This window comes from Acidimicrobiales bacterium, from assembly GCA_035546775.1.
GTDB lineage: Bacteria > Actinomycetota > Acidimicrobiia > Acidimicrobiales > JACCXE01 > JACCXE01.
In genome coordinates this window covers 118,519-134,966 of the sequence record DASZWD010000072.1, presented here as the reverse complement: position 1 = coordinate 134,966, position 16,448 = coordinate 118,519, and the positions used below count along the sequence as shown (strand labels likewise).

Genomic DNA, 16,448 nt, shown 5'->3' with positions numbered 1-16,448 from the left:
CGCGCTTCTTCACGCTTCTGGTGTCTCCAGGAAAGAAAGACCCTTCCGTGGATACACCAGAAGCGGGGCGATTAGCGGAGGCGGTAGCTCCAGGTGTAGGTGCCGGGGCCGATGCGGTGGGGCGGGGAGACGTCGGGGCCGCAGGCGCCGGAGCCGACGCCGCGCTCGCGCACGCTGATCCACACGTAGCAGCGGTCTGACGGCGGGAGCTCCTCGAGGTGGGCGACGGCGTCGATCTCCTCGTCGGTGTGGCGCGCCACGACGACGTTGAGGTCGTTCATGTGGTCGACGACGAGCAGCGGCTCGCCGGCCGCGTCGAGGAACCGCATCCAGCGCATGCCCGTGCGGTTGCCGCTCGACTGCGGGTGCACGTAGGGGACGGCCCAGTCGTCCACCAGCGTCGTCCAGCGCCCGTAGCGCGCCGACGCGCACCGGTCGGAGTAGTTCTCGTGCGGACCCTTGCCGAACCACTCCACGGCGTGGACGCCCGCGCCGAGGTCGAGGCGCACGCCGACGCGGGCGATGTCGTCGAAGGGTTGCTCGACGGTGTGGGTGACGACGTCGCCGTCGCGCTGGGTGACGAGTGCGACCGAGGCGAAGTCGAGCGTCTTCCACCGCGCCGCGTGGCCCGGGCCGAATGTCTCGTTGTCGATCGGCGCCCGCCACAGGGACAACGACGGCTCCCCCTCGCGGCGCGTCGCCGGCGCATCACCCGGCGCGTCGTCGGGCAGGCGCCGCACAAGTTGCGCGAACGCACGGTCGACCTCCAGCGTCGCGATGTCGCCGGGCTCGGCGGCGACCCACGATGACTCGCCGGTGTCGTCGTTGGTGACGCGAAACCCGTCGCCCTCGACGGTGATCTGCACCGGGTTCATCACGTGGGCCAGTTCGAGCAGCGACGGGTGGGGCACGCGGAACGTGTCGACCAGCCCGTTCATACAGAACGCCCCGTCGTTCGGGTAGTCGCCGAAGTCGCCGCCGTAGGCCAGCCGGTCACCCTGCACGAGGGCTTGGTCGGCCCAGTCCCACACGAAGCCTCCTTGCAGGCCGTGATGGGCGCGGATCGCCTCCCAGTACTCGTCGGCGTCGCCGCACGAGTTGCCCATCGCGTGGATGTACTCGCACATGATCAGCGGCTTGGTGGGCGGGCCCGACTCGGCCCAGCGCACCAGCGCCTCGACCGGCGGGTACATCGGCGCGATCACGTCGGTCTCGGGACGTTCCTTGGAGAGGATCGCGACGGAGTACGACTGGCCGCCTTCGGCCATCATGTCCTCGCTGATCCCGCTCTCGTAGTGGACGGGCCGCGTCGGGTCGTAGGCCCGCAGCCAGGCCGCGGCCGCGCGGTGCGCGGGCGACACGCCCGACTCGTTGCCCAGCGACCACATGATCACGCTCGCGTGGTTCTTGTCGCGCTGGGCCATACGCGCCACGCGTTCGAGCATCGCCGCTGCCCAGCGCGGGTCCTTGGTCAGCGACCGCAAGTAGGCGTGCGACTCGATGTTGGCCTCGTCGAGCACGTACATCCCGAGACGGTCGCAGACGTCGTACAGATACGGGTCGTTGGGATAGTGCGCGGTGCGGATGGCGTTGAAGTTGTGCTGCTTCATCAGCAGCACATCGCGCTCGATCGATGCGCGGGTGACCGCCTTGCCGCGGTGGGCGTCGGTGTCATGACGGTTCACCCCCCGCACCAGGATCGGTCGGCCGTTGACACGCAGTTCGGCCCCGACAATCTCGACGCGCCTGAACCCGACGTCGAGTGTCACGCTGTCGACGACCGCATCCTGGGCGTCGACGAGTTCGACCGCCACCGAATACAGCCGCGGTCTCTCGGCGTTCCACAACTCGACTTCGGGGACCGTCACCTGAAGCGTCGCACCGCGGCCTTCGAACGCGTAGGAATTGACGATCCAGCTGTCGTGCTCGAAGCGACAGCTCGCGTCGGCCCAGCGTCCGTCGCACGTCACCCGCAGCCGCCAGCCGCGTGTCGTGCCCGGGGTGCCCCCGACGCGCACGCGCGCGGTGAGGGTTCCGTCCATGTCGGCCACGGTGTGCACGTCGGCAACGTGGACCGCGGGCGTGGCGTAGAGGAAGACCGAGCGGTGCAGGCCGGCGTGGTGCCAGTGGTCCTGGTCTTCCAAGTAGGTGGCCTCTGACCACCTCACGACCACCAACGCGATGTCGGCGGTGTCTCCGGCGGTGACGAAGCGCGTGAGGTCGAACTCCTGTGGCAGCCGCGAGTCCTTGCCGAAACCGACGGGAGCGCCGTCGACGAACACGTACAGCACCGTTTCGGCCGCGCCCACGTGCAACACGATGCGCTGCGCGTCCCAGGCCTCGGGGATCGTGACCCTGTGCCGGTACACGCCCGTCGGGTTGTGGCGCGGCACCGACGGCGGTGGACCCGGAAACGGCATCTGCACGTTGGTGTACTGCGGACGGTCGAAGCCCTGCATCGTCCAACAGCCGGGCACCTCGATCGTGGACCAGCGCGCGGTGTCGCCCTCCACGTGGTCGGCGAGTACCGACTCGGGCTTGGGCAGCAGCGTGAACGCCCACTCGCCGTCGAGCGACACCTCGTCGCCGCGCGACAGGTAGGTCGCCATCGGTTCGCGGCCGAACGCAATCGCTTCAGGCCGCGTCCAGGACCGCGGCCCGAAGGCGTCGAGGACGTTCACGCCCGCGACACTAGGAGGGCGACCGCGACGAAGTGGGCGGCCGCCGCCACGACCGTCAGCGCGTGAAAGACCTCGTGGTACCCGAACGTCGCCGGCGACGGGTCGGGTCGTTTGCGGGCGTACACCACCGCGCCGGTCGTGTAGAGCAGCCCACCGATCACGATCCACGCGAATTCCGCCGTTGTCGTGCCGCGCAGGTAGCCGGGGACGTCGAAGGCGGCGAACCATCCGACGACGAGATAGCCAAGCGCGCCGAGCCAGCGCGGGGCCCGCACGATCAGTACCTGCAGCACGATCCCGATCGCGGCCAGGATCCACATGGCCGTCAGCAGTTGCGTGCGCCGCGGCGGCGTGAGCGCGAGTGCGGTGACGGCGGTGTACGTGCCGGCTATCGCCAGCAGGATCGCGCCGTGGTCGAGGCGCTGCAGCACGCGCGACAACCGGCGCGGTCGCTTCGTCGACGCGTGATACGCGGCGCTGATGCTGAACATGGCCAACACGCCGAGGCCGTAGACGACAACGGCGAGACGATTGCCGTGGGCCGACGGGGTGGTGACGGCCAACGCGACGAAGGCGATGGCGAACAGTGGCACCGCGCCTCTGTGGAGCAGGCCGCGCCACGCCGGGCGGATCTCTACGTGGTCCACCGCTCCACGTTGGCGTCGTAGATCTCGCGCAGGATCATCGGGATGTCGCGGGTCAGGCCCCACTCGGGGTAGTGCGACGCCAGCCGGTCGTTCGAGCCGATCCACCAGAGGTGGTCGCCGATGCGGTTGGTGTCGTCGTAGGTCCACGTGAGTTCGCGCCCGGCGATCTCCTGACTGATGGAGATCGCCTCGAGCACGGAGCAGTTGGCGTGCCGCCCACCGCCGAGGTTGTAGACCTCGGCGACTCGCGGGGCGCGGAAGAACGCCTCGAACGCGCTGGCGACGTCGTCGGAGTGGATCGCGTCGCGCACTTGCTTACCGCCGTAGCCGAAGACGGTGTACGGCGTGCCCGTCATCGTGCAGCGCATCACGTAGCCGAGAAAGCCGTGGAGCTCCGTTGCCGCGTGCGCCGGCCCGGTGAGCGTGCCGCCGCGAAAACACACGGTCGGCATGTCGAAGTAGCGGCCGTACTCCTGCACCATGAGGTCAGCGGCGGTCTTGGACACGCCGAAAATACTGTGCAGCGCGTGGTCGATCGACATGTCCTCCCGGATACCGCCCGCGTACGGGTGGTCGGCGGCGATCTCCCAGCGCGTTGCGTGTTCCTCGAGCGGCAGGCGGTTCGGGGTGTCCCCGTAGACCTTGTTGGTCGACGTGAAAATGAACGGCGCCTCCGGGCAGTGCTGGCGCGTCGCCTCCAGCATGTTGAGCGTGCCGACGGCGTTGACGCCGAAGTCGGTCAACGGTTCGCGCGCCGCCCAGTCGTGCGACGGTTGCGCGGCGGTGTGCACGACGACGGCGATCTCGCGACCGATCGACGCGAACAACGCGTCGATGCCGGCCTCGTCCCGCACGTCGATGTTGCGGTGCGTGAAGGCCGCACCGAGGGTGTCGCCCAGGCGACGCAGGTTGGCCGCCGTCGACGCCTCAGCACCGAAGAACACGGCGCGCATGTCGTTGTCGACGCCGACGACGTCGAGGCCGAGCGAGGCGAAACGCGTGGCGGCGGCGGAGCCGATCAGGCCGCCCGCGCCGGTGATGATCGCGACTGAACCCACGGGCAAAGCTCGACTAGTTGCTGCGGACCCGACTGCGGGTGCGCTCGCGCGTGCCGTTGCCGTTGGTGTCCTCGGAGTGCGGGCGATACGAGTACTCGTACGCGTAGTTCGACGTGACCTCGGCGCCGTTGACCACTACGCCGAGCAGCGGCGCCTGCGCCGCTTCGAAGGTGTTGAGCGCTTTCGTCAGGTCGCGCCGGCCTGTGACCTTGGCGGTAGCTACGAGGACGACCCCGTCGACGCGCGCGGAAAGCACCACGGCGTCGGTGACGGGCAGCACTGGGGGCGCGTCGATCAGCACGTAGTCGTTCTCGGCCCGCAACGCGGCGAGCAGTTCGTTGACGCGCACGGTGCCCAACAACTCCGCGGGGTTCGGCGGCAGCGGGCCCGACGCCAGCAGCTGGATGCTGCCGCCGTTCGGGAGTTGCACGCGCTGCAACGCGTGCGAGAGGGGCGCGTCGCCGAGCAGCACCGAGGTAAATCCCAGCTCGTTGGTGCAACCAAAGAACTCGTGCACGCGGGGCCGGCGCAGGTCGCAGTCGACGACGGTCACCCGCTGGCCGGCGAGCGACAGCGTGACGGCAAGGTTCGACAGCGTCGTGGTCTTGCCTTCGGCGGCGACTGGACTAGAGATCTGGAGCACGTGGGCTTCGCGGCGCAGGCCGGCGAACTGCACGTTGGTGCGGAAGGAGCGGTACGCCTCGGCGGGCGTCGAGCCGGTGTCTTCGATGGTGACGAGGCGTGCCTGGTGCCGGTTGCGCCAGTCGACGATCGCCGGGATGGCGCCGAGAATGGGCAGCGGCCGCACGATGCGCTCGACTTCTTCGACGTTCTTGACCGAGTCGTCGAGGAAGTCCAGCCCGATGGCGGCGACGATGCCGAGCAGCAGGCCGAGGGCCACGGCGAGGGCGGCGCTCTGCCGCGGCTTCGGGCTGATCTGCGCTCGCGGCACCACGCCGCGGACCAACACCTGGACGCCGCCGTTGGCGACCGACGCGTCGACCGACGCCTGGTCCGCCTTCTGTTGGTAGACGATGTAGGACGTCTGGGCGGCATCGCGCTGGATCTTCAGGCCCTCGAGTTCGGCGGCTGACGCCTTGGCTGCCGTCGCCCGTGCGATCTGCGCTTCGAGGTCCTGCACCTTTTGCTGCGCCTCGGCGGTCTTCTGCGAGAGCTCGGTGCTGATCTGCACGGACTGCCGGATCGCTTCGTCGCGCTTTTGCTGCTGGTACGTCTCGGCATAGGCGGTTGCTGCCTTGGCCGCGACGGTCGGCGAGGTGGCGTGCACGGTGACTTCGAGCACGCGCGTCTGCCCAACGCCGTGTGCCTCGACGCTGGTGACTGCCGCGGCTGCGGCTCCGAGCTTTTTGGCGACGGCGCCCGACACCGCCGGCGAGGTCATGACTTGTTCCTGGGTCGCGATCTGCGCCGGATCCGGCGCCACGTACCCGCCGCTCTGGAACACCGACGTGTCCTGCGCCGCGAACAGGACGCGGCTGGTTGACGAGTAGATCGGTGTGGCCCGAGCGCTGAGGAACAGCGAGATCGCCGCCGCTACGACTGCCGCGGCCGCAACCAAGAGGCGTCGGCGCCACAAGATTCGGAGGTAGTCGAAAACGTTCGACTCGGGGTTGGAAATCTCCACGGTTGATCCGAGGCTAGTCACGGTGCCGTATCCGTTGTCGTCGTGTCCGATGCCCGGTCTCTCACGCCGCGATCCCGGGGCCACGCTACCGCCGAGCCTGGTTAGCACTCGGTATCATCGAGTGCCAGATGCTCGACGAACGCAAGGCCGCCGTGCTGCGCGCGGTGGTAGAGGAATACATCGAGACGGCACAACCGGTGGGCTCGGCCCATCTGCGTCAGAGCGCGGGCGTGAGCGTGTCGTCGGCCACGATCCGCAACGACATGGCGGCCCTCGAGCGCGACGGATACCTGAGCCATCCCCACACCAGCGCCGGCCGCGTGCCCACCGACAAGGGCTACCGCTTCTTCGTCGACGCCCTCACCGACCCCAACCTCGACCGGCCCGAGCAGCAGCGGGTCTCGGAGTTCTTCGACCGCACGCACGTCGCCCTCGAACAGATGCTGGCGGAGACGACCAATCTGCTGGCGACGCTCACCAATTACGCGGCGGTCGTGGTGTCGCCGGGTTCCGAGGCGGCGCACGTGCGCTCGATCCACCTCGTGGACATGGGCGGCAACGAGGGCCTCGCCGTCGTCGTGTTGTCGAACCAGATCGTCGAGAAACTCACCTTCGACCTGCCCGCCGGCTCCACTGACGACGACCTGGCGGCCGCGAGCGCGGCGCTCAGCGCCCGCCTCACCGGCAAGCCACTCGCCTTCACCGGCCGATTCGCCACCGGCAACCGCCGGGTCGACGCGGTCATCGACGCCGTGAAGGCGTCGTACCGCCGGCGCGAGTCGGTCGTCGCCGGTCAGGACCACGTATTCGTGGGCGGCACGGCGCGCGTCGCCGATGCCTTCGAAGCCGTCGACACCGTGCGGCGCGTCCTCGGCGTCCTCGAGCACCAGTACGTCGTGGTCGGGCTGCTGCGCGACGTGCTCAACACCGGGCGGTCGGTGGCGATTGGAACCGAGCATGGAGTCGCACCGCTCGCGGAGTGCGCCGTCGTCGTCGCGCCCATCACCATCGCCGGTCAGCCCGCGGGCACTGTCGGCGTGCTCGGACCGACGCGCATGAACTATCCCCACGCCCTGGCGGCGGTTTCCGCGGTGAGTCGCCGTCTGGGCGAGAATCTGAGTTCCGATGAATGACCTGTACGCGCTCCTAGGCGTCGAGAAGAACGCCACCGACGCCGACATCAAGCGCGCCTACCGCAAGCTCGCCCGCGAGCTGCACCCCGACGCCAATCCCGACGACACCGAGGCGCATGAGCGCTTCAAAGAAGTCTCGATGGCCTACGAGGTGTTGTCGGACCCGGACAAGCGGCAGCGCTACGACATGTTCGGCTCGGCCGGCATGGGCAGCGCCGGCGGTCCCGGCAACGCCGAAGACTTCTTCGCCAGCGGCCTCGGTGACATCTTCGAGCAGTTCTTCGGCTCGGGATTCGGCGGCGGGCGCAGCGCTGGGCCGATGCGAGGCGCCGACGCCGAGGCGGTGGTGGACCTCACCTTCGAGGAAGCGGTTTTCGGGGCGGAGAAAGAGGTGCGCCTGCGCCTCCCCGTCACCTGCACCACGTGCAAGGGCTCCGGCGCGGCCGACGGCACCGCGCCGGTCAACTGTTCGCAGTGCGGTGGCACCGGCGAAGTGCGCCGCGTGCGCCAGAGCATTCTCGGCCAGATGGTGACCACGGGCCGCTGCAACGCCTGCGCTGGTCTGGGCACCGTCATCGCCTCGCCGTGCAAGGACTGTCGCGGCGACGGGCGGCGCCTGGAAGAACGCGTCGAAGTCGTGACCGTGCCCGCCGGCATCGACAACGGCCAGACGCTGCGCAGCCACGGGCGTGGGGCGGCGGGCCCCCGCGGCGGACCGGCCGGCGACTTGTATCTGCACGCCCGTGTGCAGCCCCACGACCACTTCGAACGCGAGGGCGTCGACGTGCACACCGAGTTGCACATCCCGATGACGCAAGCCGCGCTCGGGGCCAATGTCGAGGTGCTCACCCTCGAAGGCCTCGAGGAGATCCCGATCTCTCCCGGCACCCAGTCGGGCGCGGTGTTGCGCCTGCGTGGCCGTGGTGTGCCCCACACCAGCGGTCGCGGCCGCGGCGACTTTCACATTCACCTCGCCGTCGACACGCCCACCGACCTCAACGCTGAGACCGATCAGCTGCTGCGCCAGTTCGCCGGCTTGCGCGGCGAAAAGGTCAACGACGCTCCACACGGGCTGTTCAAGAAGATCAAGTCCGCGTTCAGCTAGCGGGCTACCGGGCGCGCTCGTCGCCCCACACGAGTACGTGTAGGCGGGTGGTGAGGTTCCACCCGCGCGCCGCTACCGCGTCGGCGAGCTCCGCCGTGCGCCTGCGGACCGTGTCGGCGTCGGTGCCTTCCGGCATGATCCACACGTTCGCGGCGCCGGCCGCGTCGACGATCGCCGCGACCTCGTCGAGTTCGGCGACCTCGGTGACGACAAACTTGAACGCCGCGCCACGCGCCGCGAAGCCGCGCAGCACGTCGAGCTTCACGCGCCGGTCGGCGTCCATGCCGCTGTTGGCCAGCTTGGGCGACACGACCCACTGCTCGACGAGGGCGGTGTCCCACGCCAGCGTGCCCGCCGTCTCGACGTGCGTCCGCCAGCCGCGCGCCGCGAACGCTCGCACCAGTTCGTCGAGCTTCGAGCGCTGGAGCAATGGCTCGCCGCCGGTGACCACGACGGTGTCGACGTGCATCGGTTCGAGCGCGGCGACGATGTCGTCCACGCTCATCTCGTGCAACTCCCTCGCCGGGTCGTACTGCGACCAGTCCCACGAGAACTTCGAGTCGCACCACGCGCAGGCGAGGTTGCACCGCCCGAGACGCACGAACCCGCAGCGGCGTCCGAGCGCGGGGCCTTCGCCCTGGAACGTCGGCCCGAAGATTTCGTTGACGACGATCACAGTGCAGGATCGACGACGCCGGCGTCGCTGAAGCCCTTGGCCCGCAGCACGCACGAGTCGCAGTCGCCGCACGGCGCGTCGCCGCCGCGGTAACACGACCACGTCAATGCGAGCGGCGCGCCGAGTTCGACACCGCGGCGCACGATCTGGGCTTTGCTCATGTCGATCAGCGGCGTGACGACGTCGACGGGGTTGCCTTCGATGGCAGTGCGCAGCGCCAGGGCGGCGGTCGCGCGGAACGAGGCGATGAACTCGGGGCGGCAGTCCGGATACCCCGAATAGTCGAGGGCGTTCACGCCGATGCTGACGTTGTCATAGCCCCGCGCCTCGGCTAGCGCGACCGCCAGCGACAAGAAGACGAGGTTGCGTCCGGGCACGTAAGTGATCGGGATGCCGGCGCCGCCGGCGGCCGCGTCAGCCGCGGTCGGCACGTCGATCGACGTATCGGTCAGCGCCGAGCCGCCCCACGCCGACAGGTCGAGGCGTTGCTCGATGTGCTCGACGCCGTAGTGCGCGGCGATGGCGCGCGCCCGTTGCAGTTCGACGGCGTGACGCTGCCCGTAGTCGATCGACAACGCGATGACGGCGTCGCTCGACGCCACCGCTTCGGCGAGACACACCGTGGAGTCGAGTCCGCCGGAGAGGATCACGACGGTGCGGATCATGCCTCGATCTCGACCGAACTGTTCTCCGTCTCCCACAGCCGGATGCGATGCAGCACGGCACCCGCGTGCGCCAGCCGCTCCCAGATGTCGGCCGCGATCAACTCGGCCGTCGGGTTCGGCAGCAGGTCGTTCAAGTAGGTGTGGTCGAAACGGTCGATCACCTCGCGGTGCACGAGCGCTGAAAGATCACTGAAGTCAATGACAATCCCGTCGGCGGTGAGGGGACCGGACACGGTGACTTCGAGCCGGTACGAGTGTCCGTGGAGGTTCTGGCACGCGCCGGGATGCCACTCGAGTTGGTGCGCGGCTTCGAAGCTGAAGCTGCGGGTGACGCGGGTGCGCACTACGCCACTATTGCGGCTCGCCGTACGGCTGCCCCGCCTGCGCGTAGCACTCGACGTGGTAGTGCTCGACGCGATCCCAGCTTCCGTCCACGTAGATGTTGGCGATGACCTGACGCCCTTGCGTGCGCGCTTTGAACTTCACGGTCTCGCCGCAAACCGGGCATACGGCACTATTGCCCGGCTCAATGCTCCGTTCGACGGCTCGTGACTGACTCATCGCGCAAAACCCTAGGCGGTTTGGGTTGACAGCCGGATCAAACGGGCGAACCCTCACCGTTGGCGTCGGGGCCCGTCGAGCGTCCGCCGCGCTCCGGGCCTCGGCGCTCCTGCTCGGAGCCGCCCTGTTGCGCGCGTCCCAGCCGAATGGCAGCTTGCGCCAGCGCGCGCGCTGTGGGCTCGTCTGCGCCTTGGGCGGTGACTTCCGCGATGAGGCTTTCGACGCGCGCCGCTTCGTCCTCGGCCGTGATGGGACGCGCCACCGGTGCGACGGTGGTGGCGACCAGTAGGCCACCGATGGCGATCGCCGCGCACAGTCCGCCGAAGAGGGCGACACCGTTGCGGTCGAGCACCGACCCCACGATCATCGTCGGGATCGCGGCGGCGCACACGGCGATGACGACGGCGCGCAGGCGGCGAACGGCGACCATGGACGATGGTCTAGTTGCGGACGAGCGGCTTGTACTTGATCCGATGCGGCTGCGACGCGTCGCCCCCGAGGCGCTGCTTCCGGTCGGCCTCGTAGTCCTGGTAGTTGCCCTCGAACCACACCACCTGCGAGTCGCCCTCGAAGGCGAGGATGTGGGTGGCGATGCGGTCGAGGAACCAACGGTCGTGGCTGATCACCACCGCGCAACCGGGGAACGTGAGCAGCCCTTCTTCGAGGGCGCGCAGGGTGTCGACGTCGAGGTCGTTCGTCGGTTCGTCGAGGAGGATCAAGTTGCCGCCGGCGCGCAGCACCTTGGCGAGTTGCACGCGGTTGCGCTCACCGCCCGACAGCGTGCCGACGACTTTCTGCTGATCCGTCCCGGTGAAACCGAACCCGGCGACCCAGGCGCGGCTGCGGTACTCGCGGTTGCCGATCACCATGTGGTCGAGGCCGTCGCTGATCTCTTCGAAGACGGTCTTGTCGGGGTCGAGCGTCTCGCGTGACTGGTCGACGTGGGCGATCTGGACGGTCGAGCCGACGGTGAGCTCGCCCGAGTCGGGCTTCTCGTCGCCGGTGATCATCTTGAACAGCGTCGTCTTGCCGGCGCCGTTCGGACCGATCACGCCGACGATGCCACCGCGGGGCAGCGAGAACGTCAGGTCGTCGATCAGCAGCTTGTCGCCGAACGCCTTGGTGATGTGCTTGGCCTCGACGACCACGTCGCCCAGGCGCGGCCCGTTGGGGATCGCGATCTGCACCTGCTCCTGGCGCTGGTCGGCGGCTTCGGCCTCGGCCACGAGTTGCTCGTAGGCGTTGACGCGCGCCTGGCCCTTGGCGTGGCGCGCCTTGGGCGCCATGCGGATCCATTCGAGCTCGCGGGCGAGGGTGCGCTCGCGCACCTTGTCGGCCTTCTCCTCCTGGGCGAGGCGCGTCTGCTTCTGCTCGAGCCAGCTCGAGTAGTTGCCCTCCCACGGGATGCCGCGGCCGCGGTCGAGTTCGAGGATCCAGCCGGCGACGTTGTCGAGGAAGTAGCGGTCGTGGGTGACGGCGATGACCGTGCCCTCGTAGTCCTTCAAGAACCGCTCGAGCCAGGCGACCGACTCGGCGTCGAGGTGGTTGGTCGGCTCGTCGAGCAGCAGCAGGTCCGGGCGCTGGAGGAGCAGCCGGCACAGCGCGACGCGGCGCCGCTCGCCACCCGAGAGGTGGGTGACGGGGGAGTCGCCCGGGGGCAGGCGCAGGGCGTCCATGGCGATGTCGAGCGTGCGCTCGATGTCCCAGCCGCCGACGGCGTCGATCTTGTCCTGGAGCTGGCCCTGCTTCTCGAGCAGGGCGTCGAAGTCGGCGTCGGGGTCACCCATCGCCTCGCACACCTCGTTGAACTCCTTGAGCATCGCCATCGTCTCGGCGACGCCTTCGGCGACGTTGCCCGCCACGTCCTTGTCCGGGTCGAGCTGCGGTTCCTGCGGCAGGTAGCCGACGCTGAAGCCCTTGGTCAGCCGCGCCTCGCCGGAGTAACCGTCGTCGAGGCCGGCCATGATCTTGAGCAGCGACGACTTGCCGGCGCCGTTGCTCCCCAGCACTCCGATCTTGGCGCCCGGGTAGAACGACAGGTTGATGTTCTCGAGGACCTGCTTGTCCGGCGGATGCACCCGCGAGACCCGCTGCATTGTGTAAATGAACTCGTGCGCCATGGCGGACGACGAGGGTACTTGGCGTGCGCCCAGCTTCTGGTGTCTCCAGGACAGAAAGACCCTGCCGTGGAGACACCAGAAGTGGCGTGCTCGCTAGACCCGGGGAAGGAAGGCGGCGTCGCGGTAGTAGCGGAGTTCGTTGACGGAGTCGACGATGTCGCCGAGGGCGCGGTGGTTGCCGGTCTTGTCGGGGCGCTTGCTGTAGATCTCGGGGTACCAGCGGTCGACGAGTTCCTTGACGGTGGACACGTCGACGCAGCGGTAGTGCAGGTAGTCCTCGATCTCGGGCAGGTAGGCGGCGAGAAACCGGCGGTCGGTCCCGATGGAGTTGCCGCACAACGGCGCCATCCGGTTCGACGGGACGTGCTGCTTGATGAAGGCCAGCGTCTGGGCGCCCGCGTCTTCGAGGGTGACGGTCGAGGCGCGGATGGCGTCGGTCAACCCGCTCTTGGCGTGCATGTTCTTGACGACCTCGCTCATGTTTTCGAGCAGGTCGTCGTCGACGTGGATGACGAGGTCGGGCCCCTCGGCGACGATGTTCAGGTCGGCGTCGGTGACCAGCGTGGCGATCTCGACGATCCGATCACGCGACGGATCGAGGCCCGTCATCTCCAGGTCCATCCACACGAGCGGGCGGTCAGGCATCGGCGACACCGTAGATTGCAGACGTGAATCCTGAGGTGCCCGTCGTCGGCGAGACCCTGCCCGCGTACGCCCACCCGGGAGATGCCGGCGCCGACCTGACGGCCGCGGAGCCCGTCACCCTGCACGCCAACGGCGGTCGGGCGCTGGTGGCGACAGGCCTGCGCGTCGCCATTCCCGAGGGTTTCGCCGGCTTCGTCCTGCCGCGCAGCGGCCTGGCCCTCAAGCACGGCGTTACGTGTCTCAACACGCCCGGCCTGATCGACAGCGGCTACCGCGGCGAGCTCAAGGTGCTGCTGGTCAACACCGATCGCGACTCGGACTACAAGGTCGAGGTCGGCGACCGCATCGCCCAACTGGTGATCCAGCGCGTCGAGCAGGCGGTGTTCACCAAGGTCGACGCGCTCGACGACCACCAGCGCGGTGAAGGCGGCTTCGGGTCGACGGGTCGTGCCTGAACTTCCCGAAGTCGAAGCCCTTGCCCGCTTCCTCGGCGAACGCGCCGCCGGCCACGTCATCGCCAAAGTCCGCGTCGCCCACATCGCCGCGCTGAAGACCTACGACCCGCCGATCGACGCGCTCGCCGGTCGCACCATCGAGCGGGTGACGCGCCGGGGCAAGTACCTCGAGTTCGACACCGGCGGCGTGTGGCTCGTCCTCCACCTCGCCCGCGGCGGGTGGATCAAGTGGATGGACGAGGTGCCGACGACGCCGATCAAGCCGACCAAGTCACCGTTGGCGCTGCGCATCGCCCTCGACAACAAGTCCGGATTCGACGTCACCGAGATGGGGACGGAGAAGCGGCTGTCGGTCTACGTGGTGCGCGACCCGAACGACATCGAGTTCGTCGCCTCCCTCGGCCCCGAAGTGTTCGACCTCGACCAAGCCGCGCTCGGCCAGATCCTGGAGGAGGCCGGGGGCGTGCAGTTGAAGGGCGCCCTCGTCGACCAGCGCCTCATCGCCGGCATCGGCAACGCCTACTCCGACGACATCCTCCACGCGGCGCGCCTCAGCCCGTTCAAGAAGGCGAACAAGCTCAGCGCGGAGGAACTCACGCGTCTGCACGCCGCCATGCGCGACGTGCTCTCCGACGCCGTCGAGCGCAGTCGGGGGCTTCCGGCGGCCGGGCTCAAGCAGGAGAAGCGCAGCGGGATGCGCGTCCACGCCCGCACCGGCGAGCCCTGCCCCGTGTGCGGCGACATCGTGCGCGAGGTCAGTTTTGCGACAAAGTCGCTTCAGTACTGCGCCACCTGCCAGACCGAGGGCAAGCCGCTGGCCGACCGCAGGATGTCTCGACTCTTGAAGTAGGGCGCTAACCGCAGGTCGGCGGTGACGGGTTCACCAGCGACACTTCGAGGTGTCCGTGCGCCACGACATGCATCCACACGACGTCATCGCCGCCGGGCGCGAGGGCGAGGCCGCTAACCGTGCGACCGCCCTCGACGAAGATCGGCCCGGGGATCGTGGCATAGAACTGCTTCTGCGTGATGTTGTCCTCGGGAGGCTGCGAGACGGGGTTCGTCAGGGTGACGCCGTAGTCGCGCTCCCAGCCCGGGAACGCGCAGTTCTTGCCGAGGTCGTAACCGCTGACCACGCCGGCCTGAATGCCGCTGCGGCCGCTGTAGGGCGCGACGACGAATTCCTCGGCCTCGACGTAGACCGAGTCGATGACGAGGCGCTGGCCTCGGGGCACGGTGTAGGTCCGGTTCACGCCGCCCTCGATCGGGGGGTGCGGAGACGTGAAGTTGCCAAGGCCCTCACCGCCCGTGAGCTCACCCGCGAAGGTCAACGTGATTGGTTGCGGGAGCAGCACCGCGTTGCCGCTGCTCGGCGCGACAACCGCCGCGACGCCGACGATCAGTAACCCTGCCACTGCGCTCGCAGTTATCAGCTTCCAACGCCGTGTCATGCCCCGATGCTCCGCAACCGCCCGATGCGAAACCAGGGCCGTTTGTCACGGCTTCTTCGGGAAGTCGTAACAAATCCGGCGTACGGTTGCGTGCATGCAGAGACTGACTGGGCTCGATGCAACCTTCCTTTACCTGGAGACGCCGAGCATTTTGATGCACGTCGCGTCGACGGCCATCTTCGACCCGACCGACGTGCCCGAGGGCTACTCGTTCGAGAAGGTCAAGGCGATGGTCGAGAACCGGCTGCCGTTGCTGCCGCCGTTCCGCCGCCGCCTCGTCACCATCCCGTTCGGGCTGCACCACCCGCTGTGGATCGAGGACCCCGACTTCGACATCGACTACCACGTGCGCCGCGCCGCCCTGCCGGCGCCGGGCGGGTCGAAGGAACTGGCGGAGTTCGCGGCCGACGTGATGAGCCGGCCGCTCCACCGCGACCGCCCGCTGTGGGAGATGTACGTCGTCGAGGGCCTCGAGGACGGCTACATCGCGTGCGTCACCAAGACCCACCACGCGGCGATCGACGGCGTCTCGGGCGCGGAACTGACGGCCAACCTGCTCGACCTGAGTCCCGAAACCATGTGGCTCGACCCGGCTGAGGACACCTGGAAGCCGGATCGCATCCCGTCGGACGCCGAACTCGTCGGCTTCGCGGCGCAGAGCCTGGCGCGCCAGCCGATCGCGGCGGCGAAGGCCGTCCGCCGCACCGCCGAGATGGCGCTCAACCTGCGCCGCCGCAATCGCGAACCCAACGCCACGCCGCCGCCGGCGCCGTTCAGCGCACCGGCCACGTCGATCAACGTGGCGATCAGCCCGCACCGCAAGTTCGGCTTCACCCAGATGAGCCTCGACGACGTCAAGCACGTCAAGAACGCGCTCGGCGGCACGGTGAACGACATCGTGCTGGCGCTGTGCTCGGGCGCCCTGCGGCGGTACTTCGACGCCAAGGGCGAACTCGTCGACGGGTCGCTCGTGGGCATGATCCCGATCTCGGTGCGCGCCGAAGACGAGAAGGGGGCGATGGGCAACCGCGTCTCGTCGATGCTCGTCGACCTCGCCAGCAACGTCGACGACCCGCTCGAGCGGCTCGCCACCATCCGCGAGGCCACCAAGAACGCCAAGGAGCAGGACAAGGCGATCGGCGCCGACACGCTCACCAACTGGGCCGAGTTCGCCGCGCCCGCCATCGCGGCGCGCGCCGCCCGGCTGTATTCGACAATGAAGATGGCCGACCGTCACCGCCCGATCTTCAACGTGACGATCTCCAACGTCCCCGGTCCGCCCTTCCCGCTGTATTCGGCGGGCGCCCGCATGATCGCCATGTATCCGATGGGCCCGATCGCCGACGGCGGAGCGCTCAACATCACGGTGATGAGCTACATGGACACGATGAACTTCGGCCTCGTGGCCTGCGCCGACACGATCCCGAACGTGGACGACATCGCCCGTTATCTGGACGACTCGCTCGACGAACTTCTGAAACTCGCCAACAGCAAGTAAGGTTTCGGTCTCCTGCGGTAGTAGCTCAGTTGGTAGAGCGCGACCTTGCCAAGGTCGAGGTCGCCGGTTCGAGCCCGGTCTACCGCTCCAGCAGTACGCACCTTTGGC

The 16,448-nt window shown here is 68.6% G+C and carries 17 protein-coding genes and 1 tRNA gene; 6 read left to right on the top strand and 12 right to left on the bottom strand.

The window, feature by feature from the left end; all coding sequences use genetic code 11:
* Positions 1–71 precede the first annotated feature (71 nt).
* The 4 genes from VHC63_18335 to VHC63_18320 are packed head-to-tail and all read right to left on the bottom strand — an operon-like array spanning position 72 to position 6,031.
* Positions 72–2,681 (bottom strand): glycoside hydrolase family 2 TIM barrel-domain containing protein, encoded by a 2,610-nt coding sequence (locus VHC63_18335; GenBank protein ID HVV38572.1) that lies wholly within the window; start codon positions 2,679–2,681, stop codon positions 72–74.
* Positions 2,678–3,328 carry a hemolysin III family protein gene (locus tag VHC63_18330; GenBank protein ID HVV38571.1) on the bottom strand — a complete coding sequence of 217 codons (651 nt, stop codon included), beginning with the start codon at positions 3,326–3,328 and terminating at the stop codon, positions 2,678–2,680. Before VHC63_18330 ends, VHC63_18335 begins: the two co-directional genes overlap by 4 nt.
* Positions 3,316–4,386: an NAD-dependent epimerase/dehydratase family protein gene (locus VHC63_18325; GenBank protein HVV38570.1), complete on the bottom strand. Its 1,071-nt coding sequence runs from the start codon at positions 4,384–4,386 to the stop codon at positions 3,316–3,318. Before VHC63_18325 ends, VHC63_18330 begins: the two co-directional genes overlap by 13 nt.
* A gap of 13 nt (positions 4,387–4,399) precedes the next feature.
* Positions 4,400–6,031 carry a CpsD/CapB family tyrosine-protein kinase gene (locus VHC63_18320; GenBank protein ID HVV38569.1) on the bottom strand — a complete coding sequence of 544 codons (1,632 nt, stop codon included), beginning with the start codon at positions 6,029–6,031 and terminating at the stop codon, positions 4,400–4,402.
* A 128-nt stretch (positions 6,032–6,159) separates the two neighbouring features.
* On the opposite strand from VHC63_18320, the gene hrcA reads away from it, so the two are divergent.
* Both hrcA and dnaJ read left to right on the top strand, forming a co-directional pair.
* Positions 6,160–7,164: a heat-inducible transcriptional repressor HrcA gene (gene hrcA, locus VHC63_18315; protein HVV38568.1), complete on the top strand. Its 1,005-nt coding sequence runs from the start codon at positions 6,160–6,162 to the stop codon at positions 7,162–7,164.
* Positions 7,157–8,269 carry a molecular chaperone DnaJ gene (gene dnaJ, locus VHC63_18310; GenBank protein HVV38567.1) on the top strand — a complete coding sequence of 371 codons (1,113 nt, stop codon included), beginning with the start codon at positions 7,157–7,159 and terminating at the stop codon, positions 8,267–8,269. Before hrcA ends, dnaJ begins: the two co-directional genes overlap by 8 nt.
* Before the next feature lie 4 nt (positions 8,270–8,273).
* Here dnaJ and VHC63_18305 read toward each other — a convergent pair whose 3' ends face one another.
* The 7 genes from VHC63_18305 to orn all read right to left on the bottom strand — a co-directional run bounded on the left by VHC63_18305 (position 8,274) and on the right by orn (position 12,936).
* Entirely contained in the window at positions 8,274–8,945 is a 672-nt protein-coding gene (locus tag VHC63_18305; GenBank protein ID HVV38566.1) for a 7-carboxy-7-deazaguanine synthase QueE, read from the bottom strand.
* The gene (gene queC, locus VHC63_18300; GenBank protein HVV38565.1) at positions 8,942–9,610 is read right to left on the bottom strand and encodes a 7-cyano-7-deazaguanine synthase QueC; all 669 of its coding nucleotides are present in this window, start codon (positions 9,608–9,610) and stop codon (positions 8,942–8,944) included. The genes VHC63_18305 and queC overlap by 4 nt, the downstream gene beginning before the upstream one ends.
* Positions 9,607–9,954: a 6-carboxytetrahydropterin synthase QueD gene (queD, locus tag VHC63_18295; GenBank protein HVV38564.1), complete on the bottom strand. Its 348-nt coding sequence runs from the start codon at positions 9,952–9,954 to the stop codon at positions 9,607–9,609. Before queD ends, queC begins: the two co-directional genes overlap by 4 nt.
* Positions 9,955–9,961: 7 nt before the next feature.
* The gene (locus VHC63_18290; protein ID HVV38563.1) at positions 9,962–10,096 is read right to left on the bottom strand and encodes a hypothetical protein; all 135 of its coding nucleotides are present in this window, start codon (positions 10,094–10,096) and stop codon (positions 9,962–9,964) included.
* A gap of 112 nt (positions 10,097–10,208) precedes the next feature.
* Positions 10,209–10,601, bottom strand: coding sequence for a hypothetical protein (locus tag VHC63_18285; GenBank protein HVV38562.1), 393 nt, complete (start codon positions 10,599–10,601; stop codon positions 10,209–10,211).
* Between the two features lie 10 nt (positions 10,602–10,611).
* Positions 10,612–12,291 (bottom strand): energy-dependent translational throttle protein EttA, encoded by a 1,680-nt coding sequence (ettA, locus tag VHC63_18280; protein ID HVV38561.1) that lies wholly within the window; start codon positions 12,289–12,291, stop codon positions 10,612–10,614.
* Between the two features lie 93 nt (positions 12,292–12,384).
* Entirely contained in the window at positions 12,385–12,936 is a 552-nt protein-coding gene (gene orn / locus VHC63_18275; protein ID HVV38560.1) for an oligoribonuclease, read from the bottom strand.
* Positions 12,937–12,959: 23 nt separating this feature from the next.
* Here orn and dut point away from each other — a divergent pair, with 23 nt between their 5' ends.
* Complete coding sequence (gene dut, locus VHC63_18270) at positions 12,960–13,391, top strand: dUTP diphosphatase (protein ID HVV38559.1); 432 nt, start codon at positions 12,960–12,962, stop codon at positions 13,389–13,391.
* Entirely contained in the window at positions 13,384–14,241 is an 858-nt protein-coding gene (locus tag VHC63_18265; protein ID HVV38558.1) for a DNA-formamidopyrimidine glycosylase family protein, read from the top strand. Before dut ends, VHC63_18265 begins: the two co-directional genes overlap by 8 nt.
* A 4-nt stretch (positions 14,242–14,245) precedes the next feature.
* Here VHC63_18265 and VHC63_18260 read toward each other — a convergent pair whose 3' ends face one another.
* The gene (locus VHC63_18260; GenBank protein ID HVV38557.1) at positions 14,246–14,842 is read right to left on the bottom strand and encodes a hypothetical protein; all 597 of its coding nucleotides are present in this window, start codon (positions 14,840–14,842) and stop codon (positions 14,246–14,248) included.
* Between the two features lie 94 nt (positions 14,843–14,936).
* On the opposite strand from VHC63_18260, the gene VHC63_18255 reads away from it, so the two are divergent.
* Together VHC63_18255 and VHC63_18250 are read left to right on the top strand one after the other, a co-directional pair.
* Complete coding sequence (locus VHC63_18255; GenBank protein HVV38556.1) at positions 14,937–16,340, top strand: wax ester/triacylglycerol synthase family O-acyltransferase; 1,404 nt, start codon at positions 14,937–14,939, stop codon at positions 16,338–16,340.
* Positions 16,341–16,354: 14 nt separating this feature from the next.
* Positions 16,355–16,430, top strand: a tRNA-Gly gene (locus VHC63_18250).
* Positions 16,431–16,448 lie beyond the last annotated feature (18 nt).

Bases quoted from the DNA above. Each gene is read 5' to 3' on its own strand.
- hrcA (HVV38568.1), top strand. From the start codon at position 6,160: ATGCTCGACGAACGCAAGGCCGCCGTGCTGCGCGCGGTGGTAGAGGAA.
- dnaJ (HVV38567.1), top strand. From the start codon at position 7,157: ATGAATGACCTGTACGCGCTCCTAGGCGTCGAGAAGAACGCCACCGAC.
- queC (HVV38565.1), bottom strand. From the start codon at position 9,610: ATGATCCGCACCGTCGTGATCCTCTCCGGCGGACTCGACTCCACGGTG.
- VHC63_18285 (HVV38562.1), bottom strand. From the start codon at position 10,601: ATGGTCGCCGTTCGCCGCCTGCGCGCCGTCGTCATCGCCGTGTGCGCC.
- ettA (HVV38561.1), bottom strand. From the start codon at position 12,291: ATGGCGCACGAGTTCATTTACACAATGCAGCGGGTCTCGCGGGTGCAT.
- orn (HVV38560.1), bottom strand. From the start codon at position 12,936: ATGCCTGACCGCCCGCTCGTGTGGATGGACCTGGAGATGACGGGCCTC.
- VHC63_18260 (HVV38557.1), bottom strand. From the start codon at position 14,842: ATGACACGGCGTTGGAAGCTGATAACTGCGAGCGCAGTGGCAGGGTTA.
- VHC63_18255 (HVV38556.1), top strand. From the start codon at position 14,937: ATGCAGAGACTGACTGGGCTCGATGCAACCTTCCTTTACCTGGAGACG.